Origin of the sequence: Flavobacterium bizetiae (genome assembly GCF_902804475.1) — a bacterium.
Classification (GTDB): Bacteria; Bacteroidota; Bacteroidia; order Flavobacteriales; family Flavobacteriaceae; genus Flavobacterium; species Flavobacterium bizetiae.
The window spans coordinates 63,852-87,961 of the sequence record NZ_CADCSU010000032.1 but is presented as its reverse complement, the minus strand read 5'-3'; the positions used below and the strand labels follow the sequence as shown (position 1 = coordinate 87,961).

Here is a 24,110-nt window from a genome sequence, read left to right as displayed (position 1 = left end):
AATAAATACTTAATGTGTTATTATGACGCAATGTACTTATTTTTTTAATTTGTTGTTTGTTTTTTAACTGAAAAATTGTGATTTTAACACTTCTTTTGAGGCCTGTTTTTTTCAGACTTATTAAGCTGAATTGGATAAAAATGTTTTGGTTTTATAAAAATGCTTTAAATTGCAGAGCCAAATCGAAAACGAAAGTTGTAATTAATAAGCAGTAAATGTTAAAAGACATTATAGAAAATAATCAAAATTATCAACCCGGACTTTCGATAGATTGTGTGATTTTTGGTTTTCATGACAATCAGCTCAAGGTTTTATTAATTAAAATTCCGCATAGCGAAAAATGGTCATTACCAGGTGGTTTTATCCCGATTGATCAGGATATTGATACCGCAGCGGTAACGGTTTTGAATGAAAGAACAGGAGTAGAAGGTATTTTCCTGAGGCAATTCGCCACTTTTGGAAAGATAAAACGCAACGATCAGCATTTTAGCAAAGAAGTTTTAGAATTTTTAAAAATTGAAGAAGCAAAAGGAAAATGGCTTACGCAGCGTTTTGTAACGATTGGGTATTATGCTTTGGTCGATTTTTTAAAAACAATTCCGAAATCTGCCAATAAAGAAGAAGTTATAGAATGGATCGATCATAAAGAAGTGCCTGAACTTATTTTAGATCACGCAGAAATTTTAGATAAAGCATTAGACACTCTCAGAATTGAATTGAATTTAATGCCGGTTGGATATAATTTATTGCCTGAAAAATTTACGATGCCGGAACTGCAAAAATTGTATGAAACGATTTTGGATAAAAAACTTGACAGAAGAAACTTTCTGCGTAAAATAAACAATATTGGCATCTTAAATAAACTTGACGAAAAGAAAAGTAACGTAGCACATAAAGCACCAAATCTTTATACTTTTGATAAAGACAAATACGAAGAAGTCCTTAAAAATGGCCTGAATCAAGGTTGGTAAATTTTGTGTTAGGCTTCAACAACTACTAAATTGATACGATATGGTAAATATTGACACATTTAGAAAATTAGCCTTATCATTCGAAAATGCAATCGAAGAACCACATTTCGAGAAGACTTCGTTTCGTGTTAACAAAAAGATTTTTGCCACTTTTGATGAAAAGAATCATCATGCAATTTTGAAATTAAACGAAATAGATCAATCTGTTTTTTGTGCGTCAAGCGAAATAATTTTTTATCCAATACCGAATAAATGGGGCAAACAAGGCTGGACAATTGTTGAGCTTTTTAAAGTAAGACCAGAAATGTTCGAAGATGCGTTGAAATTATCTTATCAGAATGTTGCACCAAAAAAGAAGTAATTTCAGCCTTTGAAATTTAAAAATACCACATGAAAGAAAAAGAAATCATATCCAAAACATTGTATGATTTATATAATGATTTAGGGCTTCCGGTAGATTTAATTCATCAGGATTCAGGATTTACGATTCATAATCTGATCGATATTCCGTTTGAGTTACCGTATCAATCACCTGTTTTTCGTCCTAATTATTTTTCTTTTGTTTTTGTAAAAAGTGGTTCAGGCCAATATACCATAGACGGAAATACTTTTGAAATTCTTCCCGGTTCTATCTATTTCACCAATCCAAGTAATTACAGAACTTTCAGGTGGAATACGATCGAAGAAATCTATCTAATTACTTTTGATGAAACTTTCCTGAAGGAGAATTTACATCACGATATTTTCAATGAATTTTCTTTTTTATTGACAGAAACCATTCAGCCTAAAAAAATGGAAGTTGAGGCTTTCGCCGAAATGGAACGTCTGTATCTTCAGATCCATAAAGAATACCATGAGAATTCGATTTATAAATATAGAATTATCGGAAACCTATTTATTGTTATACTTCTAAAAATAAAAGAACATTTCTGGAAAGATTACGACCCAATATACGAAGGAAACAGAAGTTCTCAAATCGTAAAAACCTTCAAACAAAATGTAGAAAACCATTACCGTGATTTAGTACATCATAAAACCGAAAGAATTTTTCGTGTAAACGATTATGCCGAACTCCAAAGTTTGCATCCTAATTATTTGAGCAATGTAATCAAAACCAAAACCGGAAAAACTATTATGACCTGGTTGTCCGAGAAAACTATTGCCGAAGCCAAATCATTACTTCAGAATTCAGAAATGAGTATCAAAGAAATTGCTTTTCTTCTGGGCTTTACAGAGTCGGCTCATTTTAGTAATTACTTCAAAAAAAATACCCAAACTACGCCTGCGAATTATAAAAAGGAACACAAAAAAGCCTAATCTTAGAAATTTGCATCTTTTGCTGTAAAACGCGTACTTTTTCAGAAGCACCTCCATCGGATCTTTGTACTATAATTTTAAAACAAAGAAAAAATGGAAACTTTAAACGGAAAAGTAGTATTAGTTACAGGAGCTTCAAGAGGAATTGGAGCCACAATTGCCAATCAAATTGCAGAGGCTGGAGCCAAAGTAATCGTGAACTATTCAGGTAACAAAGAGGCTGCTGATAAAGTAGTTGAACAAATTATTGCAAAAGGCGGTGATGCAATCGCAGTTCAGACCGACGTAAGTAAAACAGACGAAGTAAAAAACTTGTTTGATGTTGCAATAGCACATTTTGGTAAAATAGATGTGTTGGTAAACAACGCAGGAATCATGATTACCAAACTCATTAAAGATACTACCGACGAAGATTTTACCAGACAATTCGACATCAATGTAAAAGGCACTTTCAACACGATGCGCGAAGCTGCAACCCGTTTGGAAAACAACGGAAGTATCATCAATTTCTCAACTTCTGTAAATCGTATTATGTTGCCATCTTATGCAACATACGTGGCTACAAAAGCTGCTGTAGAACAATTAACCCGCGTATTTTCTAAAGAAGTAGGAAGCAAAGGAATCAATGTAAACTCAGTTTCTCCGGGGCCAACCAACACTGAATTATTTACCAACGGAAAACCTCAGGAAGTAATTGATCGTTTGGCTTCACTTTCTGCCTTCAATCGATTAGGAGAACCGGATGATATTGCAAAAATCGTAGTGTTTTTGGCCAGTGATAACGCCAAATGGATTACAGCACAAAACATTGGCGTAAACGGAGGAATGGCGTAAGCAAATGGCAATTACAATTACAAAAATCAATGACAATTTCAATGTCAAAAAATCTAAGTCAGTCTAAGAAATCTAAAAATCTAAATTATGAAAAATTTAAAAAATAAAGTAGCCCTTATTACAGGATCAGCAAGAGGATTAGGAAAAGCAATCGCAGAACGTTATGCCGCTTTAGGAGCAGATATCGTTATTAATTATTCAAAAGATAAGGCTTCCGCCGATGAAGTTTTGAGTAATGTTCTGGCAATGGGCGTAAAAGCAATTGCAATAAAAGCTGATGTAAGCAAAGTAGCCGATTTAGAATATTTATTTGAGGAAGCTAAAAAAGCATTCGGAAAAATAGATATTGTGGTAGCCAATGCCGGAATCGAAATGGTAGAAGTTCCCGTAACCGAATTTACGGAGGAACAATTCGATAAAGTATTTTCGATCAATACAAAAGGAACTTATTTTACTTTGCAACAAGCAGCAAAACACGTTGAAAATAACGGCAGAATCATCTACATCGCGTCAAGCACAACTTCTTTCCCAGTTCCGGGAATGGCGGTTTATGGCGGAAGTAAAACTACGCCTAGATACCTGGTAGATATCCTTTCTAAAGAAATTGGTCATAAAGGTATTACCGTAAATTCGATTATTCCGTTTGCAGTAGATCATTCCGGGATTTTTGCAGAAGCGAATAGTTATCCGGAATTAAGAAAACAATTGCTGGACAGTTGCCCCATGCAGCGTTTGGCGGAAGTGGAAGATGTTGCCAATGTAGCCGAATTTTTTGCCAGTGATTTATCTTCTTTCGTTAACGGCCAGCATTTATTGGTAAATGGAGGAGCAACAAATTAAATATAAGAATCAAAAAGTAGTAAAATGGTAAGATGTTTTACTGCTTTTTTAAATTTAAAAAGATGATGCTAAGAATAATACATTCAGGATTGCTGCTATTTGTTGTTTTTATGGGAATAAAACAAGGCTACGGAATGATAAGTGGTTCGCCGGAGATAGTGAAAATGTTAGAAGATTTAAGTTTCAATAAAACTGAAATTCTGTTGTTCGGAATAGTTACTTTGATTGGTGCTATTTTGATACTTCATCCGAAAACTTTTTTTATGGGGAATTTAATAATGGGAGCAACTATTGTACTTTTAATTTTCCTCCAAATTCAAAACCAAAATATAAAAGGAGCAGTTATCGAAATACCTTTTCTATTGATGAATATTATTTTGGTGTATTGGAAATATCCTTTTTCTAAAGTTCTTTTGAATTAACAAACCCGACAGGTTTCAAAAACCTGTCGGGTTTACGAGTATGTATTTATTCCATAATAGTTCTAAAAGTCAAATTCACTCGGGGTTTTTGTGTTGTTTTGGTGGGTGGTAAACGATGTAACCAGTGCGTTTGAGTCGTGCCTTTCATCACTAATAAACTACCGTGTTCTAAAATTAATGAAACCGTTTCTTTTGTTTCTTTGTGTTTGAAAGCAAACTTTCGTTCAGCACCAAAACTCACTGAACCAATGGCACCGTTTTTCTTTAAATCTTTTTCGGCATCACTGTGCCACGCCATTCCTTCATCGCCGGAATGATATAAGTTCAGCAAACAAGAATTGAATGTTTCGCCTGTTTCGTGTTCAATAATAGCTTTTAATTCGAGAAGTTCCTTTGTCCACGGAAGAGCTTTTTTTGTAGTATTCGAATACGTATATTCAAAACCAGAATCGCCATACCAGGCGACTTTTCGTTTGGTAAGAATCAATTTCCCGAAGATAATGGCTTCATCATTTTTCCATTCGATGGTATTCAAAAGTACGTCCAGATAATGATTTGCTTTTTCTCTCGAAAAAAGTTTTCCATAATAATTTACCGTCCCGTCTTTAGGAAGTAAATTGGTCGTTTCGTCAGTTTCGGGATTAAATAAGTCCATTTTTCCAGTTTTGATATTCGGTTTTCATGCAATGTCCACAAGGTCTGAAACCATTTTGTCTGGCTTCATTTTCAGAGAAAAAGAAAACCCGATTTTCTCGTTTCATTCTTTTTCCTGAAGAACATTTTAAAGTTCCGTAGATTTTTAGTTTTCGGTTTCCACCAAAGCAAATTTCTGCATTTTTAATTTTATTTCGGAGATCGCCGTCGGGAATTTTATTGTGTTCGATCATTTGTTTGTCATTTTTTTTTGCCACAGATTACAGGATTAAAATGATTTAAAAAATCTGCGTGAAAAAATTATTGGTTTTTATATTGTAGAGACGCACAGCAGTGCGTCTAACGTTACGTATAATTAATCTTGTCGACAATCGTTGAGGAGACGCACTGCTGTGCGTCTCTACAGATATACGATGTGTTGAAACCTCTGAACCTTTGCACCTCTGTCTCTTTGCACCTTAACTTAACGCATCATGAAAAATAATCCCTAACGTATGTCGTTCTCCCGAATGAATCTCACTCACGCCATGTTTCATATTTACACGATAATATCCCTTTGTGCCTTTTACGGGTCTGAAATTGGTTGTAAAAACTAAAATATCACCTTTTTTGGGTTTCAGGACAATCGCTTTCGATTGTGCTCGTGGAGTTTGTTGTGTCAAAACAAATTCGCCACCGGTAAAATCTTCGTCAGGTTCGTTGAGGAAAAGTACAATTTGAATGGGGAAATAAACATCGCCATACAAATCCTGATGTAACGTATTAAATCCGCTTTTGCCGTATTTTAAAATCAAAACCGTTGCTTTGAGCTGACTATTGGCGTGACATTGTTCTAATAGTTTTTCGTGTGTTTCAGGGAAAACGGTATTGATATTCAGCGCTTTCATCCACGCATTTGCAATTGGCGCTAATTTAGGATAAATTGAAGATCGAATGTTTTGAATTAAATCCGGTAACGGATAATTAAAATACTTGTACTCGCCCAAACCAAATCGGTAACGTTCCATAACAACCGTTTTTCGATATAAAGTTGGGTTATCATAATCGAATTTTAAATCTTCGCATTGTTCGTTATTGAGCACGTTTGGGATTATGGCAAATCCATTTTCGTGCATAGATTCGGTGATGCTTTCCCAATTAAGAGAAGCAATTTTTGATTGTATATTTTGCATAGTAATTTTAGATAGGATTAAATGCCAAAGAATTTTTTGCGCATTTTTTTATTGTAGAGACGCACAGCAGTACGTCTAACGTGATGTGTTTTTTACAAAGATTTTTGTCGACAATCTTTGTGTAAACGCACTGCTGTGCGTCTCTACAATATACTTTGTGTTGAAAATGTTATATCAATCGTAACAATTGATAATATTTTTAGATTGTTGGATTTATCTGCGCGCCTTCCCAGCCAATAATAGCCGTTTTACGGGTGTTTCCCCACATATAACCACCAAAGGTTCCTGAAGACTGAATAACACGATGACACGGAATTAAAAAGGCAACTGGATTGCTGCCAATCGCGGTTCCGACAGCTCTTGACGCATTTGGTTTCTCAATTTGCTGCGCAATCGAACCGTAAGTAGAAAGTTGTCCCATTGGGATTTTTAATAATGTTTCCCAAACTTTCAATTGAAAATCGGTTCCTTTTAAGTGCAGTTTGATTTCAGATAATTTACTCCAATCGTTTTGGAAAATAAATAAAGCATTTTGTTGTGTTAAATCCAATTTTCGAGAGAATGATGCATTTGGGAATTTGTTTTTTAAATCCTGAAATCCGGCTTCTTCATCTTCGGCGAAAGCCATAAAACAAACTCCTTTATTGGTAGAAGCAACAATGATATTTCCAAACGGACTTTCGGCAAAACTGAAATTAATTTCTAGATTTTTACCGCCATTTTTATATTCGGCGGGAGTCATTCCTTCGATATTTACAAACAGATCATGAAGTCGGCTTGTTCCGGATAATCCGGTATCAAAAGCGGCATCAGATAAAGTGGCTTTGTTTTCTTTGAGGATTTTTTTGGCGTGTTCGACACTAATATATTGCAAAAACTTTTTAGGGCTTGTTCCTGCCCATTCGGTAAACAAGCGCTGAAAGTGAAACGGACTTAAATGCACTTTCTCGGCAACCTCATCTAAGTTGGGTTGTTCCTTAAAGTTAACTTTGATATAATCGATCGCATCGGCTATTCGATTATAATTGATGTTTTCCTGTGTGTTCATTTTCATTTCAATTTTATAATGCAAATATCGATTGGTTTTTGCGGGCATAAAATCCGAAACTTGCTGTCTTTTTTTTAACCGCAAAGTGCGCTAAGATTTACGCAAAGCTCGCGATAGTTTTGCTCGCAAAGACGCGAAGGCGCAAAGTTTTTTTTCAATAATTGTCACTCTGAGCGAAGTCTAAGGACATAAAGGAACTCTATAAAGATTGACTTAAATTTTAAAATATAACTTTGCGACTCTGCGTCTTTGCGAGAGATTATTAAAATAAATGCTTTTCCATTTTGTAATTAATCAATTCAATATCTAATCTTATGATTTTTTGCTCAGCTTTTACAATATATCCTTTCTTTTCAAAGAATGGTTTTGCGGTTATGCTAATATCTGATGTTATGATTTTTGAATTGTGATTTTTCGCTTCAAGTTCAAGTTCGGTTAAAAGTTTGTCGGCAATTCCTTGTCGTTGAAAATCTTTATGTATGTAGAAGAAATCAATATAATTTCCATCTTTTAAAGTTCCGAAACCAGCGATTTGATCTTTGATAATGGCTAATAAAACAAATTGTGTTTCGATAACTTCTGTCCATCGTTCGGTATTGTTTACACCGGAACTCCAGGCTTCTCTTTGCGCAACATTATAATCGTCTTTGCATACAGATTGTATGGTTTCGAGATACAATTGCTGCATTTCTTTCAAATCTGAAATTTTGGCTTTTTTGAAAAACATCAATGATTTGATTTTTAAGGTAATAATGCTTGTGATAGTATCAAATGATACTATCATTTGTTGATTTAAAAAGTTTTAATGCGCCGTAGTTTTAGAAAAAACATTAATTACAATAACGCCAATTATAATTAAACTCAATCCAATTATAGCGGGTAAATCTGGAATTTCTTTGAAGAATATTGCGCCAATAGTAGTAATTAATACAATTCCAACTCCAGACCAAATGGCATAAGCAAATCCGACAGGAATGGTTCTGATAGCAAAACTTAAAAAGTAAAACGCAGCAAAATAGCCTATAAGTGTAATAATACTTGGGATAAGCTGAGTAAATTGTTCCGACTTTTTTAATGCGGTTGTTGCGATGATTTCGAAAATAATAGCAATGAATAAAAATAAAAAGTTCTTCATGATTGAGGTTTTTTACAAAGTTACTTTTTTCATGAGATTTATTTACCTCAGATGAATTTCTAATTCTTTGTTTTTTGCCTCATCAAAACAGTCGGCACATAACATTTTAAAATCGGCGTTGGTTTTAAAAACGTCAGTCCATTCTTCACCGTTATCCAATAGCCATTGTTCGCATGCTCCGCACCAGGCAATTTGAGGGAGATCTTCTTCGGCTTCTGAATAATAAAAGCCTACTTTTTCTTTTTCGTCTAATGCCATTGCAATATGTATGCAGGTAAAAGACATGTCTTTAGAACCGTGTTGGTCACATAAAACTTTCTCGATCATATTTGTATTGTTCTGAAATTGTAAAAGAGGTATTATTTTTTCTTGTCTTGCTTTTCTTTTTCCTTTTTAGCTTTTTCCTCTTCTTTTAATCTTTTTTCTTCTTCTTTGGCCTTTTTCTCTTCTTCGTGTTTTTTCTCTAATTCTTCTTTTTTGATTTTATCGGCCTGTATCTGGTTTTGTAAATCCTGAATTTTATTGGAACTTTTTTCGATTTCGGTTTTTGATTGGCTTATTTTTTCTTCGAACTTGGCAACTTCTTTTTTAGATTTTTCGATAGCTTTTAAAGTGGTTGCATTAGTATCAGCATTGGTTTCTAGAGTTTTTAGTTCTTCGGTTTTTGTTTTTAAATCAGCTTCTCTTTGATTTGTTTTTTCCTGAAGTTTTGTGCGTTTTTTTTCTTCTTTGGCTAATTTTTCTTCTTTGGTTTCGATGTTGTTCATCATGGTTGCCAGAGCGCGTTGTTGCTGTTGCTGCTGCAAAAACATATGATTTTGTTGTCTTAACATTGCATTCGAGGCTTGCATTTGTCTTTGCATGCTAGATTGGGCGTTGGTAAAAAAAGGCAACAGTAATAATAGGGTTAAAGTAAGGCGTGTTCTCATAGGTAGGTTTTGGATATTGGGGATTTGAATTTCAAATGTAAAACTTAAACTTAAGAATATACTGAATATCTGATTAAAATTGATGTTCTTGATTTACGTGAGCGTGAGGGATAGGAGCAGGCTACCGAAGTAGCGTGGATAGCCCGACAGCGTCCCGGCAAGAGGGCGTATAAGCGCAAAGTAAGTTGCCCTCTTGACGGGATGGTGGCACGCCCAACTTATTTTTAGATTTCTGAGTTTAGATTTTAGAGTGAAAGGAGTGCTTATTTATGGATTGAGCGATAATCCTACGCTGAAAAACAGTCTTACTTTGTCGATATTATTGATCCATGAAGTATCGAAATGTATAGGGCCCAAAATGGATTGATAGGAAATTGCAGCGCCTCCGGATATTACAAGACTTGGGTCAAAGCCATCATCCCATTTTCCTTTTGGACTAAAGGCTTTGTTGATGTATTTATCGAAAGATTCAAACCCAACAGTTGCGATATTAAAATGGGGAGTCAGGTAAATTTTGCCCATAAGGTTGATCTGCGAAGCTAGTTTTAAGCCCATATATTGCGAAACATTGAGCTCGTCTTCATGCAGGCCGGGAAATGAAAAACGATTGCTGCCGGAGCTTGGTATGATGCCGCCTAAGAAATATTTTGAAGCATAACCAAAATCTGAATAAGGGATTTGATCGTCTTTGTATTTATCCTCAAAAATAAAATAAGAATCGAACCCAACGATTCCTGTAATCTTCTTTCTTAAAAGTGCTCTTTTTTGATAACTGAAACCAAATTTTGTATAGCCATTGGTTGCACCAGATATGCTTGAATGCTCAGGATCGTTAAAAGAGGTGTAGACATTTGTGAGCAATGATCGGGTTATATTGGCTTTCATAATTGTTCCGTTTTCAGCAAAGAAAACTTTATCCATATCATTGTAAGCATAGTGCGCATTTATTTCTATAGTATTTAAATTATAATTAGAAATGTTGGGAGAGTTGGGATTATATTCTCTGTCGTATTTTGGTTTTAGATTAGAATATTGATAGTGTAAGCCATAACCAAAATAGCTTTTAAGGGAGTTTATATTTCTGTTGATCTCATTAGTAAATTCGACAGAATTATAGAGTACGTTATCTGAAGCCTTGCCATTGAAGAAAATTTCTTGTCTTAATAAGGCTCCATAAAGTTCAGATGACCACCACCAATCTCGGTTTCCTCCAAAATTTTTCTGATAATTGATTCTTGCTTTGGGTTGTTCGGCGATATCAATCGTTACCAGAAGGCGGGATGCTCTGGCGAGAACATTTCTGGCGGTGTAATTAAAAATGATTCCAACGCCTCGATACGTGTCATAATGAACCGATGTATTCAGTTGGTTTTTGGCACGTTCGTGACCAAAGATGGTAACGCCTAGTTTGTTGTCGTCTTTGATGAAATAGTTGTACGTAATCTCGTCAAAAAGATTGGTACCCATTGCCCTGTTAATACCTGCTATTAAATCTTGTGTGGTATATTTTACATGTGTTTTAAGATTTATTCTTCCTAATACCAGCGCAAGGTTCTCCGGACTGATTTTTTTGTATACAATAGTATCCAAAATAATTTCTGAAGGCATGTGTGGTAATTCGTGAACTCGTTGCTGATAGCCTTTTAATTTTTCGGATAATGCTACTAAAGCCGGAAGATTTTCGTTGGTTGCAATTTTACCATCTTTATAGATTTCGGCACTATCTGCAAAATCTGCGGTCGAAAAACGAAGGTTTGGCATGTGATCTACTAAAATATCGCAGAGTTTTCTATTAGCAGGATTTTTAATGTTACTCGGGAACATACTGGTTTGTGTCAGTATCGTTAAAACATTGTTCAGTTTGTCTATCGGTTCCAGTCCGCCACCAACATCACTACCAATAATAATATCAGCACCCATTTGTTTGGCAACATCTGTAGGGAAATTATTCAAAACCCCTCCATCAACCAAAACTGTTTTTTCGTATGACATAGGTTTAAAAATAGCCGGTAATGACATACTGGCTCTCATGGCATAAGCTAAGCTTCCTTTGCTTAAAATAACCTCTTTTCCTTCAGACAAATCGGTAGCCATGGCTCTAAACGGAATAGGCAGGCTGTCAAAATCTCTAATGTTATATACCGGATACGTGAGTTCAGAAAGATATTCTCTTAAATTTTGGTCATTTAATAAAGAGCCAATACTGTTAAGTTTTTTGTTTTTAATCCCAATTCCGACTAAATACCGCTGAAACTCTCTTTTTTCTTCTACGCTTACAGATTGCAGCGATTGACCTCCGCCAAGTAACTTATCCCAATTAATGTTTTTGGTTAGTTTTTCTATGCTGTCACCAGAATATCCCATGGCGTACAAACCGCCTATAATACTTCCCATACTGTTACCCACAATAAGGTCCGGAACGATATGAAGAGAATCCAGTTTTTGCAAAAGCGGAATGTGTGCAATTCCTTTTGCACCGCCACCACTTAACACTAAAACAACTTTAGGCTTTTTTTCCTGCGAAAAAATTACGTGCGGAAGACACAACAAAAACAATAAGACGAATAAATAAGATGTTTTTTTCAAGAGTACAGTTTTTATGTAGTTGAGAAATAGTAACTTATTCTGATTCTTAAAATTAAGGAGTTATTCTTTAAAAAGTATGTTTTTTATAGAAATCTTTTTTTGTCCGGAAATAAGTCTCTCATTTTTAAAAACAAAACCCGACAAGTTTTAAAAACCTGTCGGGTTTGATATGTAATTAAAGAAATCTAAAATCAGAAATCTTCAATCTAAAATTTACTAGTATCTGTAGTATTCTGGTTTGAATGGACCTTCAACCGGAACACCAATATAAGCAGCCTGATCGTCACGTAAAGTTTCCAATTCAACTCCTAATTTAGCTAAGTGCAAAGCAGCAACTTTTTCATCTAAATGTTTTGGTAACATATAAACGTCGTTGTTGTAAGCAGCGCTGTTGTTCCATAATTCGATTTGAGCTAAAGTTTGGTTTGTAAATGAGTTACTCATTACAAAACTTGGGTGACCTGTAGCACAACCAAGGTTTACTAAACGACCTTCAGCAAGAATGATGATATCTTTTCCAGCGATAGTATATTTGTCAACTTGTGGTTTGATTTCGATTTTAGATGCACCGTGGTTTTTGTTCAACCAAGCCATATCAATTTCGTTATCAAAGTGACCAATGTTACAAACAACAGTTTTGTCTTTCATTTGCTCGAAGTGCTCTCCAAGAACGATATCTTTATTTCCTGTAGTTGTAATGATGATATCAGCATTAGCAATTACAGTGTTTAATTTTTTAACCTCGTAACCGTCCATTGCAGCTTGTAAAGCACAAATTGGATCGATTTCAGTAACAGTTACAATAGATCCAGCACCTCTAAAAGAAGCAGCAGTTCCTTTTCCAACATCACCGTATCCACAAACGATAACTCTTTTTCCAGCTAACATTAAGTCAGTTGCACGACGTACAGCATCTACAGCAGATTCTTTACATCCGTATTTGTTATCAAATTTAGATTTAGTAACAGAGTCGTTAATGTTGATTGCAGGCATTGGTAAAGTTCCCGCTTTTACTCTTTCGTAAAGTCTGTGAACTCCAGTTGTAGTTTCTTCAGATAATCCTTTGATTCCAGGAATCAATTCTGGGAAACGATCAATAACCATATTAGTTAAATCTCCACCATCATCAAGAATCATGTTCAATGGTTTTCTGTCTTCACCAAAGAATAAAGTTTGCTCAATACACCAGTCAAATGATTGCTCATCAAGACCTTTCCAAGCATAAACCTGAATTCCAGCAGCAGCAATAGCAGCAGCAGCCTGATCCTGAGTAGAGAAAATGTTACAAGAAGACCAAGTAACCTCTGCACCAAGAGCGATTAAAGTTTCGATTAAAACTGCAGTCTGGATCGTCATGTGTAAACATCCAGCGATACGAGCACCTTTTAGAGGTTGTTCGTCTTTATATTCAGCGCGAAGTGCCATTAAACCTGGCATTTCAGCTTCAGCCAATTCAATTTCTTTTCTTCCCCAAGCCGCTAGAGAGATGTCTTTTACTTTGAAAGCCACAAAAGGCGTAGTTGTAGTACTCATTTATAGTATATTTGTATATTGTAAAATTTTTGCAAATTTACGGAATAGGTTTTTAATTTTGACTACTTTCTATAAGATTTGTGAAATGTTTAATTTCTTAATCTTTTGAACTTTAGCTAAATAATTTACTTGTTGTAAGATGATTTTGAAAATAAGGAGCTATTTCCTGCTGTCCGCTATATCTTTTCCTTGCTAAAGGAGCAAGAAAAAGGATGCCGCTCCCATCAGGGCTAGAAACACGAGACGTTAAATAAGAAGTTTCGTTTTCAAATCAGGAAAATAATTCATAACTTAAAACTCATAATTCATAATTAAAAAGCAATGCCTTTATTTCAAACCATACAATTCAACGAAACTACCAAAATCTTAATTTGGCACATAACAGAATCTTTTGAAGAGTTATTGAGCAAGGTAGTTTTGAAAGAAAAAACGCAGCAAAGACTTAACGGAATGAAGTCGCAAATGCACCAGCGTGCCTTTTTGAGCGTTCGTATGCTAATACAGGAAATGGGTTTTACAGATCATGAAATGCATTATGACGAATTTGGAAAACCTTATTTTAATTGTCATAATCATATTTCGATTACACATTCGCACGATTTTGCCGCCATTATCATTAGCGACGAAACTGTAGGAATAGACATGGAATTACAACGCGAAAAAATCTTAAGAATCGCCGATAAATTTGTTGATACCGAAACCAGTTATTTAAATACTCAAAATACTCCCGATTACATCAAGGAATTAACCGTAATTTGGGGAGCAAAAGAAGCCATCTTTAAAATCAGAAACGAAAAAGGAATCAGCTTTAAAGATCATATCAGGGTAAATGTTTTTTCGTTAGATCAAAATCTAACAGAGGCTAGTTTGCATTTTAATGATCTTGTAGTAGATTTTGATGTGCATTATAAAGAAATAAAATCAAACACTTCAGGGCAGGATTTTACTTTGGTTTATGCTTTTGAGAAGTGATTTTTAGTCACAGTATTCAGTGGCAGTTTTCAGTGAATGCGACAATTTTTTCATTTCGATTTCTATAATAAAAATCAAAATTGAGAAATAGTTCCGGAGGAACGAAATATATTGTAGGGATGGATTTTAATCCATCCTGCGAAATGTAACCACGATTTTGTCATTGCGAGGAACGAAGCAATCTCACCTGCTAAATCAATCAGAGTGAGGTTGCTTCGTTCCTCGCAATGACAGCAGAATAATTAAATCTCACTTTCTTTTTGTCTGTGCTTAAACATACTCATGTATAAAAAAGTACTCATTTTACGGGCACGTCTTTTTAATGTTTCTACGTTTTCGCCTTCAAAATGTTCGTCTAAAGTCTGGAACCAATAGTTAAGCCAGATGCCAAATTCATTCGACGTAATTTTTTCATTAAAATGCTCGTCTACTTCATTGTGCGCTACATGCGGATCGCCTTTGTATTTTTTCACGGCAAACAAATTCGTTTCCCAAAAATCCGTTAGTTTTTCCAGGTGATGGTCCCAATCGGTTATTATTTCATTAAAATAAAAGCCGATTTCTTTATCGGCTCTTATTTTATCATAGAACTGATGTACCAAAAAAGAAACATCAGCTCTATTTTCTATTTGTTTTCTCATACTATAAAGTTGTTCAGGATGATCAGTAAAATACTTAGTATAACGCTGGTAAGAATAAAGTTAAAAACTACTTTGTGTTTCATTTGCGCCAGGATAGAAGTATTGGCCAATATACAAGCCAAAACAATCACACCCAATTGCAGCATTTGACCAATAGAGGTTCCGTGAGATAGAATATACATAGCTGCAGCTGCACCTAAACAGCTTTGACCAATGACAGCCATTGTTGCAGAACCAATATAATTTTTATTGAAATTTTCGAATGTTGTTTGATAAAGTGTCATAATATTTGTTTTTAGAGTAACAAAGGTACAGGCACTTTAGAGCTTGTATTTATGATTAAAATCATAAAACAAGAACTTTTTTATCGGTATACTTTTCTGTTTATAATTTTTAGAACGCCCTTTTTTTCTAATGCTTTTATGGTTCTAATTACGGTTTCTACCCGCAAACCGGTTAAATCTCCTATTTGCTGTCTGGTAAAATTGATGAGGTATCCGTTTTCTTCTTTTTTAAAATTAAAATAAGCAATTCCGTGATCAATTAGTTTTAGAATGCGATGTTCCGGTTCCTGTGTAGACATTTCTGCCGCCATAACCGATTTATAATACAATCGCTGCGCTAAATTCTCGATTATTTTAATGCTAACGGCTGCATTTTCTTGCAGCAACTTCATAAAGTTATCTTTGGGCAGTAAAAGAATTTCGGCATCTTCTACGGCAATTGCATTCGCAGGATAATTTTGGTTCAGGAATAAAGGAGGTTCGCCAAAAGATTGTTCTTTATAAAAAATACCCTGAATAAATTCGCGGCCTTCATCATTATAATTGCTCATTTTTACTTCGCCGGAAATGATCTGATAATAATGTGTAGGAAGATTGCCTTCTTCGAAAATGAAATCATTTTTATCGAAAGTTTTTTTCAACGCACCATATTTTTCCAGCAGATCAATTGCAATCATAATTTTGTTTTAGGTATAACACAAATATAATTCATTCAAAATAGTTCTTCTACATTAAAAAACTTTTACTTTTACGCCCGTTATGAGACAAAAAATACCCAATATACGCCAGCAGATTCTGGAAGCTAAAAGTAACGGACAAAAATTGCTGGCCATACTTTTGGATCCTGATAAAATTGTTTGGGAAAATTTAGATCATTTATTGCTTAAAATAAATCAATCTCCTGCAACACATATTTTTGTGGGAGGAAGTATTGTAGAATCGACAATTTTAGAAGATTTAATTGCAGCATTAAAACAAAAAACAAAATTGCCTGTGGTAATATTTCCGGGCAATCCGTCGCAGATTTCACCTCAGGCCGATGCTATTTTATTTTTGTCTTTATTATCCGGTCGTAACCCGGATTATTTGATAGAATATCAGGTTCAGGCAGCGCCAATTCTTAAAAAGACAAATCTTGAAGTTATTTCTACAGGATATATTTTGATCGAAAGCGGTAATGAAACTGCCGTAGCACGAGTAAGCAAAACAAAACCATTAAACAGAGAAAATTTTGATTTGGTTTTAGCCACTGCACAAGCGGGAGAAATGCTGGGCAACCAGTTGATCTATTTAGAAGCCGGAAGCGGAGCAAAGCAACCCGTTCCGCTGGAAATGATACAGTTAATAACTCAAAATGTTGATATTCCTATTATTGTTGGAGGAGGAATTGTAGATTTGCACGGAATTCAAAATGCGTACAAAGCCGGTGCAGATTTAGTAGTTATTGGAACTGCTTTTGAAAACGACAGTCACTTTTTTGAATCATAAATTAAGAACAACCAAAAACAACCATCCAAAATGATAGATTTTTTTCTTGAAAGTTACAAAAACGCTCCTCTTTGGCATATTGCCCTTGAATTTTTGGTTTTTGTTTGTGGGATTTTGAGTGTTTGGTTTGCAAAAAAAGAAAACATTTGGGTATATCCAACAGGTTTAATCGCAACCGTAATTTCGGTATATCTGTTATACATTGCCGGATATATTGGCGATATGATTATTAATGGGTATTTCTCTATCATGAGTATCTACGGTTGGTATGTTTGGGCAAAAGGAGGAACCGTAGAAGATAATTTGCCTATTACGAGAACGAATGTTAATGAAAAAATAATTGGAGTTATACTATTTTTTGTAACTGTTTTTGTAGTTTTCGGAATTTATAAATATTTTGATTACGAGATACATAATGACAATTATGTCGACATGATTTCGTCTGGAATATTTTTTGCAGGAATGTGGTACATGGCCAGAAAAAAGATCGAAAACTGGACACTTTGGATCATTGGCGATATTATTGTAGTGCCTCTTTATGCCTATCGCGGTTTAGGGATGTTGTCGTTACAATATTTAATTTTTACAATTTTAGCTATTTCAGCTTATTTAGAATGGAGAAAAATCTTAGACAGCAAAAAACAGCTATCATAAAAATTGCTTTATTTGGCCCTGAAAGTACAGGGAAAACCACATTGGCAAAACAACTTGCAGACTATTACGAAACCGAATGGGTTCCTGAATTCGCACGCGATTATTTACAGGAAAAATGGGAAGAGAACCAGCACATTTGTGTTGCCGATGATATGTTGCCTATTGCATACGGACAAGTTGCATTAGAAAATAAAAAACTGGCTTCAGCAAAAAAGTATTTGTTTTCTGATACTAATTTGATGGTGACCAAAGTTTTTTCTGAAATGTATTATGATTTTTGTGATCCGCTTTTAAACGAAGCGGCATTAGAACATGATTACGATTTATTTTTCCTTACTGATATAGACGTTCCTTGGGAGAAAGATGATATTAGAGATACTCCTGACGGAAGAGAATCTGTGTTTTCTGTATTCAAACAAACTTTAATTGATACCAAAAAGCCTTTTATAACACTTTCTGGTAATAAAGAAAGCCGTTTGGCTAAGGCAACTTCAATAATTGATGCTTTATCGATCGCAAAACAGCACGGTTTTTCATCAGCTGATTTTGTGCAGATATACAATCACGGAATTTCGTTTGATAAAATTCTAAAACAACTTGAAATTTTTAAGAACGGAATTTTAAAAAGCAATTTAATAAGTCCCGCTACAATTAATAACGGAATTTTAAGTCTCTCAGAAGCTGAATTTGAAGAAAGAGCCAATTTTTTTGATCTTCAAAAAGAAAAATTAAAACTAAAAAAGTTTGTTCCGGCATCGGGCGCGGCAAGCAGAATGTTTAAGTTTTTAAGTGCTTTTTTGAATGATTTTGACATTAAAAAAGAAACAATAAACGCTTATATCAACAGAAAAAAAGACAGTGATTTGTCTATTTTTATTGTGGCAATGGATAAGTTTCCGTTCTTTAAATCAGTAGACCAAAAGCTTAAAGAGGTTTATCCTGATTTTGAAACTTTAGACCGTGATTATAAAAATTATTATTTCGTAAAAATATTACTGGATCCTGATTATTTTGATTTTGCAAACAAGCCTAAAGCAGTTTTGCCATTTCATCAATATAAAACTCATATCGCAAACCCAATAGAAGAACATTTGAACGAATGCGTACATTATGCTTCTTCTAATCAGGTTTCTAATTTGCATTTTACCGTTTCTGAAATTCATCAAAATTTATTTGAAAATGAAGTTGAGGTACTTAAGGAAAAAGTTGAGGCAGACTCAGGAGTTGAAATAGCGATTAGTTATTCGTACCAAAACAAAAGCACAGATTCTATTTGTGTAGATGCTAAAAATATTCCTATTAGAGATAAAAACAATAATTTGGTTTTTAGACCAGGAGGACATGGCGCATTAATCGAGAACTTAAAAGAACTCGATTCGGATGTTATTTTTATAAAGAACATCGATAATGTAATTCAAAATCATATTGATACAATTGCATTATATAAAAAAGCTCTGGCAGGAGTTTTAATAAAAGTACAGCAAAAGGTTTTTGGCTATTTAAATGCAATTGAACAAAGGGAAATTAAAGAAGAAAACATCGAAGAAATGGTTGCTTTTTTAATGCAAAAACTCAATATCGAATTAAGCAGCGATTTTAATAAGTTTACTTTCGAAAATAAAGTCAATAAAATCAAAGAACTATTAGACAGGCCAATTCGTGTTTGCGGAATGGTAAAAAATGAAGGAGAACCTGGCGGAGGACCATTTTGGGTAAGAAATGATAAAGGGGCTGTTTCGTTGCAGATTGTAGAAACATCTCAAGTAGATTTAGCCAATAAAAAACAAACAGAAATTCTTGCTGAAGCCACTCATTTTAATCCTGTTGATTTGGTTTGCGGGATTAAAAATTATAAAAATGAAAAGTTTGATTTACTGCAATTTGTAGATCAAAAAGCAGGTTTTATAGTCGAGAAAAGTGTCGACGGAAAAATAGTTAAGAGCTACGAATTACCGGGCTTATGGAATGGCGCAATGGCAAACTGGTTGACTATATTTGTAGCAGTACCTTTAATTACTTTTAATCCGGTAAAAACAGTAAACGATTTATTAAAAGCAGCACATCAACCGCAATAATGGATAGCGAAAAAATCATATCAGAGTTAAGTTTTAAAGCTGTTCGAAGTAGTGGTGCGGGCGGACAAAATGTAAACAAAGTATCATCAAAAGTCGTTTTGACTTTTGATCTGAATACTTCTCAGGCTTTATCTGAAGAAGAGAAATTGCTTTTGCTAACGAATATTGCACCACGTTTAACCACAGAAAATATCTTAATTTTAAATTGTGACGAAGACAGAAGTCAGCTTAAAAACAAAGATATCGTGATAAAACGTTTCCTGGAGATTATCAAAAAAGGATTGTTTGTGCCTAAAATTCGAAAAGCAACCAAGATTCCAAAGTCGGTGATTAAAAAAAGAATCAAAGACAAAAAGAATATTTCTGAAAGAAAACAATCTCGAAGAAAGCCGGATTTGGATTAAAATTCCAATTTATAAATTCCAAATTCCAAAAGGCTCACCTGAAGCGGGCTTCAATTGGAATTTGGAATTTATTTTTTGCAGTTTAAAATTGAAGATTTGTAAGTTTTGGAATTTGGAATTTAATTTTTGGAATTTGTTTTTTAACACTACATTTGCACTGTCTCAAAGGGGTGCTCTAAATAACGAGCTGAGATCATACCCAAAGAACCTGAGCGAGTAATGTTGCTAAGGGAAAAAACGACAATTTTAGCGTGCACACTATATTTTGTCGTGAAACATTTTATTAATTTAACAAAGAATAATTCCCCCTTTTATTCGTAATTCTTTACGAATGAAAACTATTTTTAAAGGTACTTTCAAAGGTACAATGGTACAAAGGTACAAAGGTTCAAAGCTTACTCAAAAGTCTATTTTCTTTATTCTATTCTCTTTATTCTATTCTCTTTACTCTTTCGCACAGGAACAAGATTCAACCAAAGTCAACAAGCTTGATGATGTGTTAGTTTCGGCAGTTCGTGTTACTACAAAAACTCCGGTTACGTTTAGTAATATGGATAAAAAAGAAATTAAATTTAGAAACTTAGGACAGGATATTCCTGTTTTAATGAATTATCTGCCATCTGTAGTAACAACTTCTGATGCAGGAGGCGGAATAGGTTATACAGGAATCAGAGTACGTGGTAGCGATGCTACAAGGGTAAACGTAACCATCAACGGAATTCCGTATAATGATGCTGAAAGCCAGGGAACTTTTTGGGTAAACATGCCCGATTTTGCTTCTTCTGTAGAAAGTCTGCAATTGCAACGTGGAGTAGGAACTTCTACTAACGGATCTTCTGCTTTTGGTGCAAGTTTAAACATGCTTACCGATAATTATGCATCAAAACCAACGGGAGAAATTTCGAGTTCTTACGGAAGTTTCAATTCAAATAAAAATACCGTAAAATTCAGTACAGGTTTGTTAAATGATCATTTTGAATTGGCTGGACGTTTGTCAACTATTAAATCTGATGGTTATATCGATCGCGGAAGTTCAGATCTTAAATCTTATTTTCTTCAGGGAACTTATGTGGGTAAAACAACTTTAATTAAAGCATTGGTTTTTGGAGGAACAGAAGAAACTTACCAATCCTGGAACGGAATTGATGGCGAAACTTTAAATTCAAACCGTACCTATAATTCAGCAGGTAAGTATAAAGATGAAGCAGGAAATGTTCATTTTTATAATAATGAAACGGATAACTATAAACAAAATCATTACCAATTGCATTGGAGTGAATCTTGGTCTGATAAATGGAGCAGCAACTTCGCTTTGCATTATACAAAAGGACTGGGATATTACGAAAATTATAAATACGATGAGCCAATTGCAGGATATGGACCAATTCTGCCAACAAAAATGGTAGAGAATGATTTAGGAGAACTAGTTCCCGGAACTGATTTAATTCGTCAGAAATGGCTAGATAATAATTTCTACGGAACTACTTTTTCAGTGAAATACAAAGAGGAGAAACTTGATGCTATTCTTGGTGGTGGCTGGAACAAATATGAAGGAGATCATTATGGTAAAGTAATTTGGGCTAGAAATTCAGGGCCTTCAGAATTAGGAGATCATTATTACGATGATTACTCATCAAAAACAGACGGAAATATTTTCGCAAAAGCAAATTATCAGTTGACAGAAAAACTAAGCTTTTATGGTGATTTACAATACCGAAGAGTGCAATACAAAGCAAATTCAAAAGAAACAGGTCTGGTAAATGATACTTTCAATTTCTTTAATCCAAAAGCAGGTTTAAACTACGAAATCGATCAAAAAAGTACGCTTTATTTTTCTTATGCACGTGCCAATCGTGAACCTAACAGAACCGATTACGAAGGTGGAAACGTAAAACCTGAGAAATTAAATGATTTTGAATTAGGATGGAGATTCAATTCAGAAAAATTCCAATTGAATTCTAACTTCTATTATATGGGATATAAAGATCAATTGATTTTAACCGGAAGATTAGATGATGTTGGAGCGCCAATTCGTGCGAATACTGAAAAAAGTTACCGTTTAGGTTTTGAAGTTGATGCCACAATTAAACTTTCGGAGAAATTTATTCTTAGACCCAACTTTACTTTAAGCAGCAATAAAAATGTTGATTTAGCGGTTGAAGGACAGTATTACGGAACGACTAAAATTGCATATTCTCCGGAGATTATTGCAGGAAATATAATTGTTTACAGCCCTTTAGAAAGTCTACACATTTCGCTATTGCAGAAATATGTTGGCGAGCAATACATGAACAATATCGAATTGCCTTCAGCAAAATTGGCAGATTATTTTGTAAATGATTTGAATGTATCTTACGAAATAAAACCAAAATCTGTTTTTAAATCCATTACAATTACTGGTTTGGTAAATAATATTCTGGATAAAAAATATGTTTCAAACGGAGCCATGTGGGATATCTATCCGTATTATTATCCTCAGGCGGGAATTAATTTCTTAGCCGGATTGACATTGAAATTCTAATACTTCTCAAAATAAAAAAAGCCTGAAAATTTACACTTTCAGGCTTTTTTTATTAATTATAAACGTGAATGACGCTTCCGCCTACTTCAACGCGATATTGTTTTAGTGGATATTCTTTTCCTCCAAGTCCAGTAAATAAACTGTACTCTGTTTTATCACAGGAACAAACAGCATTAATACCATTAATTGTCATAGCAATACATGAAGTAACAACCTGATTAGGACAAGCAGCATCAAATGCATTATAGCCGCTTCCTGTATTAAAAATAATAATTCCTTTTGCTCCGTAATTAGGAACAATAATACCGTTACTTGCAAACTTAAGATTTGAATACGCCGGTAAGTTCATATCAACTGTCAGGTTAACAGGATAACTTGGTATGTTTGGGTTTTTGTTGCTAACGCCATTATCGCTACAAGAGAAGAGGATAGAAACAAACGCAATTAAGATCCAGAATTTTTTCATTATTTTAATAAGAATTAGTGAAACAAAAATAATTTATTTAGATTTGATTTTTATATGATTAACATATAATTATGTACTATAAAAAATAATAGTATATTTGTAATACAAAATCCCGTCCCGATGGGATTTTTTGTATTTATATAAACGACGAAGTTATGAGTAAAGTATCTTATTATACAGCAGAAGGATTAAAAAAATTAAAAGATGAGTTGGAGCATTTAAAAAGTGTAATGCGTCCAAAGGCATCTCAAGATATAGCAGAAGCAAGAGACAAAGGTGATTTATCTGAAAACGCCGAATATGATGCCGCAAAAGAAGCACAAGGTTTACTTGAAATGAGAATTTCTAAACTTGAAGAAGTGTATTCTAATGCAAGATTAATAGACGAATCTCAATTAGATGTTTCGAAAGCGTTGGTACTTTCTAATGTAAAAATTAAAAACCAAAGCAACGGAATGGAAATGAAATATACGCTTGTTGCAGAAAGTGAAGCAGATTTAAAAACAGGAAAAATCTCTGTAACATCTCCTATTGGAAAAGGTTTACTAGGAAAATCTGTTGGAGAAGTAGCTGAAATTACAGTACCAAACGGAGTTTTGAAATTCGAAATCCTTGAAATTACAAGAGACTAAGTCCTTGCGGGGAACGAAGCAATCTCACTATTAAGATTTTAATCGGTTAAAAACGATTAAACGATTCACCAAATTAACGATTACAAGATGTCAATATTCACTAAAATAGTAAACGGAGAAATTCCTGCATACAAAATCGCTGAAGACGATAATTTTTTGGCTTTTTTAGATGTAAATCCAAATGCAAAAGGACACACACTTTGTATTCCTAAACAAGAAATCGATAAGATTTTTGATATGGATGATGAGTTGTATTTAGGTTTAATGAAGTTTTCTAAGAAAATTGCAATCGCTTTAGAAAAAACTGTTCCTTGCAAAAGAGTAGGTATAGCCGTTGTAGGATTAGAAGTACCTCATGCGCACGTACATTTAATTCCGCTAAACGAAATGGATGAAATGCGTTTTCATAATAAAGTAAAACTTTCTAAAGAAGAGTTTGAAGCTTTGGCTAAAAGTATTCAGGCGAATTTATAGTTAATAATAATTGTTTTGACGGATGTCAGGCTGAGCGAAGTCGAAGCCAGGTCCTGAT

At 34.3% G+C, this 24,110-nt stretch carries 28 protein-coding genes; 14 read left to right on the top strand and 14 right to left on the bottom strand.

The annotated features are described in order from the left end of the window. Nucleotides 1-215: 215 nt before the first annotated feature. The 6 genes from FLACOL7796_RS02400 to FLACOL7796_RS02375 all read left to right on the top strand — a co-directional run bounded on the left by FLACOL7796_RS02400 (nt 216) and on the right by FLACOL7796_RS02375 (nt 4,384). Nucleotides 216-971: an NUDIX hydrolase gene (locus tag FLACOL7796_RS02400; protein ID WP_173969237.1), complete on the top strand. Its 756-nt coding sequence runs from the start codon at nt 216-218 to the stop codon at nt 969-971. Nucleotides 972-1,011: 40 nt separating this feature from the next. Continuing rightward, the gene (locus FLACOL7796_RS02395; protein WP_173969236.1) at nt 1,012-1,332 is read left to right on the top strand and encodes an MmcQ/YjbR family DNA-binding protein; all 321 of its coding nucleotides are present in this window, start codon (nt 1,012-1,014) and stop codon (nt 1,330-1,332) included. 29 nt (nt 1,333-1,361) lie between these two features. Continuing rightward, nucleotides 1,362-2,288, top strand: a complete 927-nt coding sequence (locus FLACOL7796_RS02390) for an AraC family transcriptional regulator (protein WP_173969235.1) — start codon at nt 1,362-1,364, stop codon at nt 2,286-2,288. A gap of 93 nt (nt 2,289-2,381) precedes the next feature. Next, nucleotides 2,382-3,122, top strand: a complete 741-nt coding sequence (locus FLACOL7796_RS02385) for an SDR family oxidoreductase (RefSeq protein ID WP_173969234.1) — start codon at nt 2,382-2,384, stop codon at nt 3,120-3,122. Nucleotides 3,123-3,209: 87 nt separating this feature from the next. Then, nucleotides 3,210-3,962 (top strand): SDR family oxidoreductase, encoded by a 753-nt coding sequence (locus FLACOL7796_RS02380; RefSeq protein ID WP_173969233.1) that lies wholly within the window; start codon nt 3,210-3,212, stop codon nt 3,960-3,962. A 62-nt stretch (nt 3,963-4,024) separates the two neighbouring features. Further along, nucleotides 4,025-4,384, top strand: coding sequence for a hypothetical protein (locus FLACOL7796_RS02375; RefSeq protein ID WP_173969232.1), 360 nt, complete (start codon nt 4,025-4,027; stop codon nt 4,382-4,384). Nucleotides 4,385-4,430: 46 nt separating this feature from the next. Here FLACOL7796_RS02375 and FLACOL7796_RS02370 read toward each other — a convergent pair whose 3' ends face one another. The 10 genes from FLACOL7796_RS02370 to ahcY form a co-directional block, all read right to left on the bottom strand. Then, on the bottom strand, nt 4,431-5,039 hold the full coding sequence (locus FLACOL7796_RS02370) for an alpha-ketoglutarate-dependent dioxygenase AlkB family protein (RefSeq protein ID WP_173969231.1): 609 nt from the start codon (nt 5,037-5,039) through the stop codon (nt 4,431-4,433). Further along, entirely contained in the window at nt 5,026-5,271 is a 246-nt protein-coding gene (locus FLACOL7796_RS02365) for an Ada metal-binding domain-containing protein (protein ID WP_173969241.1), read from the bottom strand. The genes FLACOL7796_RS02370 and FLACOL7796_RS02365 overlap by 14 nt, the downstream gene beginning before the upstream one ends. A gap of 225 nt (nt 5,272-5,496) precedes the next feature. Beyond that, a complete protein-coding gene (locus FLACOL7796_RS02360) occupies nt 5,497-6,210 on the bottom strand; it encodes a 2OG-Fe(II) oxygenase (RefSeq protein ID WP_173969230.1) in 714 nt (237 codons plus the stop codon). A gap of 199 nt (nt 6,211-6,409) precedes the next feature. After that, nucleotides 6,410-7,258 carry a bifunctional helix-turn-helix domain-containing protein/methylated-DNA--[protein]-cysteine S-methyltransferase gene (locus FLACOL7796_RS02355; RefSeq protein ID WP_173969229.1) on the bottom strand — a complete coding sequence of 283 codons (849 nt, stop codon included), beginning with the start codon at nt 7,256-7,258 and terminating at the stop codon, nt 6,410-6,412. 262 nt (nt 7,259-7,520) lie between these two features. Beyond that, on the bottom strand, nt 7,521-8,042 hold the full coding sequence (locus tag FLACOL7796_RS02350; protein ID WP_173969228.1) for a GNAT family N-acetyltransferase: 522 nt from the start codon (nt 8,040-8,042) through the stop codon (nt 7,521-7,523). Between the two features lie 18 nt (nt 8,043-8,060). Continuing rightward, nucleotides 8,061-8,393, bottom strand: coding sequence for a DMT family transporter (locus tag FLACOL7796_RS02345; RefSeq protein ID WP_173969227.1), 333 nt, complete (start codon nt 8,391-8,393; stop codon nt 8,061-8,063). 42 nt (nt 8,394-8,435) lie between these two features. Continuing rightward, on the bottom strand, nt 8,436-8,720 hold the full coding sequence (locus tag FLACOL7796_RS02340; protein WP_173969226.1) for a hypothetical protein: 285 nt from the start codon (nt 8,718-8,720) through the stop codon (nt 8,436-8,438). Between the two features lie 32 nt (nt 8,721-8,752). Beyond that, nucleotides 8,753-9,322 carry a hypothetical protein gene (locus FLACOL7796_RS02335; protein ID WP_173969225.1) on the bottom strand — a complete coding sequence of 190 codons (570 nt, stop codon included), beginning with the start codon at nt 9,320-9,322 and terminating at the stop codon, nt 8,753-8,755. A 267-nt stretch (nt 9,323-9,589) separates the two neighbouring features. Beyond that, complete coding sequence (locus FLACOL7796_RS02330; RefSeq protein WP_173969224.1) at nt 9,590-11,908, bottom strand: patatin-like phospholipase family protein; 2,319 nt, start codon at nt 11,906-11,908, stop codon at nt 9,590-9,592. Nucleotides 11,909-12,124: 216 nt separating this feature from the next. Next, nucleotides 12,125-13,441: an adenosylhomocysteinase gene (gene ahcY / locus FLACOL7796_RS02325; RefSeq protein ID WP_173969223.1), complete on the bottom strand. Its 1,317-nt coding sequence runs from the start codon at nt 13,439-13,441 to the stop codon at nt 12,125-12,127. Between the two features lie 321 nt (nt 13,442-13,762). On the opposite strand from ahcY, the gene FLACOL7796_RS02320 reads away from it, so the two are divergent. Then, complete coding sequence (locus FLACOL7796_RS02320) at nt 13,763-14,413, top strand: 4'-phosphopantetheinyl transferase family protein (protein ID WP_173969222.1); 651 nt, start codon at nt 13,763-13,765, stop codon at nt 14,411-14,413. A gap of 242 nt (nt 14,414-14,655) precedes the next feature. Here FLACOL7796_RS02320 and FLACOL7796_RS02315 read toward each other — a convergent pair whose 3' ends face one another. The 3 genes from FLACOL7796_RS02315 to FLACOL7796_RS02305 all read right to left on the bottom strand — a co-directional run bounded on the left by FLACOL7796_RS02315 (nt 14,656) and on the right by FLACOL7796_RS02305 (nt 16,015). Then, nucleotides 14,656-15,054, bottom strand: a complete 399-nt coding sequence (locus FLACOL7796_RS02315) for a group III truncated hemoglobin (protein ID WP_173969221.1) — start codon at nt 15,052-15,054, stop codon at nt 14,656-14,658. Continuing rightward, on the bottom strand, nt 15,051-15,338 hold the full coding sequence (locus FLACOL7796_RS02310) for a hypothetical protein (protein ID WP_173969220.1): 288 nt from the start codon (nt 15,336-15,338) through the stop codon (nt 15,051-15,053). Before FLACOL7796_RS02310 ends, FLACOL7796_RS02315 begins: the two co-directional genes overlap by 4 nt. A gap of 80 nt (nt 15,339-15,418) precedes the next feature. Then, on the bottom strand, nt 15,419-16,015 hold the full coding sequence (locus FLACOL7796_RS02305) for a Crp/Fnr family transcriptional regulator (protein ID WP_173969219.1): 597 nt from the start codon (nt 16,013-16,015) through the stop codon (nt 15,419-15,421). 82 nt (nt 16,016-16,097) lie between these two features. Here FLACOL7796_RS02305 and FLACOL7796_RS02300 point away from each other — a divergent pair, with 82 nt between their 5' ends. From FLACOL7796_RS02300 to FLACOL7796_RS02280, 5 genes are all read left to right on the top strand, one after another. Further along, nucleotides 16,098-16,826, top strand: a complete 729-nt coding sequence (locus tag FLACOL7796_RS02300) for a phosphoglycerol geranylgeranyltransferase (RefSeq protein ID WP_173969218.1) — start codon at nt 16,098-16,100, stop codon at nt 16,824-16,826. Between the two features lie 30 nt (nt 16,827-16,856). Next, nucleotides 16,857-17,480 carry a nicotinamide riboside transporter PnuC gene (gene pnuC / locus FLACOL7796_RS02295; RefSeq protein ID WP_173969217.1) on the top strand — a complete coding sequence of 208 codons (624 nt, stop codon included), beginning with the start codon at nt 16,857-16,859 and terminating at the stop codon, nt 17,478-17,480. Beyond that, a complete protein-coding gene (locus FLACOL7796_RS02290) occupies nt 17,441-19,555 on the top strand; it encodes a DUF4301 family protein (RefSeq protein WP_173969216.1) in 2,115 nt (704 codons plus the stop codon). The genes pnuC and FLACOL7796_RS02290 overlap by 40 nt, the downstream gene beginning before the upstream one ends. Continuing rightward, entirely contained in the window at nt 19,555-19,959 is a 405-nt protein-coding gene (gene arfB / locus FLACOL7796_RS02285; RefSeq protein WP_173969215.1) for an alternative ribosome rescue aminoacyl-tRNA hydrolase ArfB, read from the top strand. The genes FLACOL7796_RS02290 and arfB overlap by 1 nt, the downstream gene beginning before the upstream one ends. A gap of 331 nt (nt 19,960-20,290) precedes the next feature. Further along, nucleotides 20,291-22,480: a TonB-dependent receptor gene (locus tag FLACOL7796_RS02280; protein WP_173969214.1), complete on the top strand. Its 2,190-nt coding sequence runs from the start codon at nt 20,291-20,293 to the stop codon at nt 22,478-22,480. Between the two features lie 52 nt (nt 22,481-22,532). Here the strand turns inward: FLACOL7796_RS02280 and FLACOL7796_RS02275 are convergent, their stop codons facing one another. Then, a complete protein-coding gene (locus FLACOL7796_RS02275) occupies nt 22,533-22,946 on the bottom strand; it encodes a Rieske (2Fe-2S) protein (protein ID WP_173969213.1) in 414 nt (137 codons plus the stop codon). 155 nt (nt 22,947-23,101) lie between these two features. Between FLACOL7796_RS02275 and greA the strand changes: the two genes are divergently transcribed. Further along, on the top strand, nt 23,102-23,578 hold the full coding sequence (gene greA / locus FLACOL7796_RS02270) for a transcription elongation factor GreA (protein ID WP_173969212.1): 477 nt from the start codon (nt 23,102-23,104) through the stop codon (nt 23,576-23,578). Nucleotides 23,579-23,665: 87 nt separating this feature from the next. Then, entirely contained in the window at nt 23,666-24,052 is a 387-nt protein-coding gene (locus FLACOL7796_RS02265; protein ID WP_173969211.1) for an HIT family protein, read from the top strand. The last annotated feature ends 58 nt before the right edge of the window (nt 24,053-24,110 follow it).

What these genes read in the sequence shown, in the direction of transcription:
- arfB (WP_173969215.1), top strand. Translation starts at nt 19,555, where the DNA reads ATGGATAGCGAAAAAATCATATCAGAGTTAAGTTTTAAAGCTGTTCGA.
- FLACOL7796_RS02365 (WP_173969241.1), bottom strand. Translation starts at nt 5,271, where the DNA reads ATGATCGAACACAATAAAATTCCCGACGGCGATCTCCGAAATAAAATT.
- FLACOL7796_RS02265 (WP_173969211.1), top strand. Translation starts at nt 23,666, where the DNA reads ATGTCAATATTCACTAAAATAGTAAACGGAGAAATTCCTGCATACAAA.
- ahcY (WP_173969223.1), bottom strand. Translation starts at nt 13,441, where the DNA reads ATGAGTACTACAACTACGCCTTTTGTGGCTTTCAAAGTAAAAGACATC.
- FLACOL7796_RS02360 (WP_173969230.1), bottom strand. Translation starts at nt 6,210, where the DNA reads ATGCAAAATATACAATCAAAAATTGCTTCTCTTAATTGGGAAAGCATC.
- FLACOL7796_RS02275 (WP_173969213.1), bottom strand. Translation starts at nt 22,946, where the DNA reads ATGAAAAAATTCTGGATCTTAATTGCGTTTGTTTCTATCCTCTTCTCT.
- FLACOL7796_RS02345 (WP_173969227.1), bottom strand. Translation starts at nt 8,393, where the DNA reads ATGAAGAACTTTTTATTTTTATTCATTGCTATTATTTTCGAAATCATC.
- FLACOL7796_RS02315 (WP_173969221.1), bottom strand. Translation starts at nt 15,054, where the DNA reads ATGAGAAAACAAATAGAAAATAGAGCTGATGTTTCTTTTTTGGTACAT.
- greA (WP_173969212.1), top strand. Translation starts at nt 23,102, where the DNA reads ATGAGTAAAGTATCTTATTATACAGCAGAAGGATTAAAAAAATTAAAA.
- FLACOL7796_RS02320 (WP_173969222.1), top strand. Translation starts at nt 13,763, where the DNA reads ATGCCTTTATTTCAAACCATACAATTCAACGAAACTACCAAAATCTTA.
- pnuC (WP_173969217.1), top strand. Translation starts at nt 16,857, where the DNA reads ATGATAGATTTTTTTCTTGAAAGTTACAAAAACGCTCCTCTTTGGCAT.
- FLACOL7796_RS02370 (WP_173969231.1), bottom strand. Translation starts at nt 5,039, where the DNA reads ATGGACTTATTTAATCCCGAAACTGACGAAACGACCAATTTACTTCCT.
- FLACOL7796_RS02395 (WP_173969236.1), top strand. Translation starts at nt 1,012, where the DNA reads ATGGTAAATATTGACACATTTAGAAAATTAGCCTTATCATTCGAAAAT.
- FLACOL7796_RS02375 (WP_173969232.1), top strand. Translation starts at nt 4,025, where the DNA reads ATGATGCTAAGAATAATACATTCAGGATTGCTGCTATTTGTTGTTTTT.
- FLACOL7796_RS02390 (WP_173969235.1), top strand. Translation starts at nt 1,362, where the DNA reads ATGAAAGAAAAAGAAATCATATCCAAAACATTGTATGATTTATATAAT.
- FLACOL7796_RS02300 (WP_173969218.1), top strand. Translation starts at nt 16,098, where the DNA reads ATGAGACAAAAAATACCCAATATACGCCAGCAGATTCTGGAAGCTAAA.
- FLACOL7796_RS02335 (WP_173969225.1), bottom strand. Translation starts at nt 9,322, where the DNA reads ATGAGAACACGCCTTACTTTAACCCTATTATTACTGTTGCCTTTTTTT.
- FLACOL7796_RS02290 (WP_173969216.1), top strand. Translation starts at nt 17,441, where the DNA reads ATGGAGAAAAATCTTAGACAGCAAAAAACAGCTATCATAAAAATTGCT.
- FLACOL7796_RS02310 (WP_173969220.1), bottom strand. Translation starts at nt 15,338, where the DNA reads ATGACACTTTATCAAACAACATTCGAAAATTTCAATAAAAATTATATT.
- FLACOL7796_RS02355 (WP_173969229.1), bottom strand. Translation starts at nt 7,258, where the DNA reads ATGAACACACAGGAAAACATCAATTATAATCGAATAGCCGATGCGATC.
- FLACOL7796_RS02385 (WP_173969234.1), top strand. Translation starts at nt 2,382, where the DNA reads ATGGAAACTTTAAACGGAAAAGTAGTATTAGTTACAGGAGCTTCAAGA.
- FLACOL7796_RS02280 (WP_173969214.1), top strand. Translation starts at nt 20,291, where the DNA reads ATGAAAACTATTTTTAAAGGTACTTTCAAAGGTACAATGGTACAAAGG.
- FLACOL7796_RS02340 (WP_173969226.1), bottom strand. Translation starts at nt 8,720, where the DNA reads ATGATCGAGAAAGTTTTATGTGACCAACACGGTTCTAAAGACATGTCT.
- FLACOL7796_RS02380 (WP_173969233.1), top strand. Translation starts at nt 3,210, where the DNA reads ATGAAAAATTTAAAAAATAAAGTAGCCCTTATTACAGGATCAGCAAGA.
- FLACOL7796_RS02400 (WP_173969237.1), top strand. Translation starts at nt 216, where the DNA reads ATGTTAAAAGACATTATAGAAAATAATCAAAATTATCAACCCGGACTT.
- FLACOL7796_RS02305 (WP_173969219.1), bottom strand. Translation starts at nt 16,015, where the DNA reads ATGATTGCAATTGATCTGCTGGAAAAATATGGTGCGTTGAAAAAAACT.
- FLACOL7796_RS02350 (WP_173969228.1), bottom strand. Translation starts at nt 8,042, where the DNA reads ATGATAGTATCATTTGATACTATCACAAGCATTATTACCTTAAAAATC.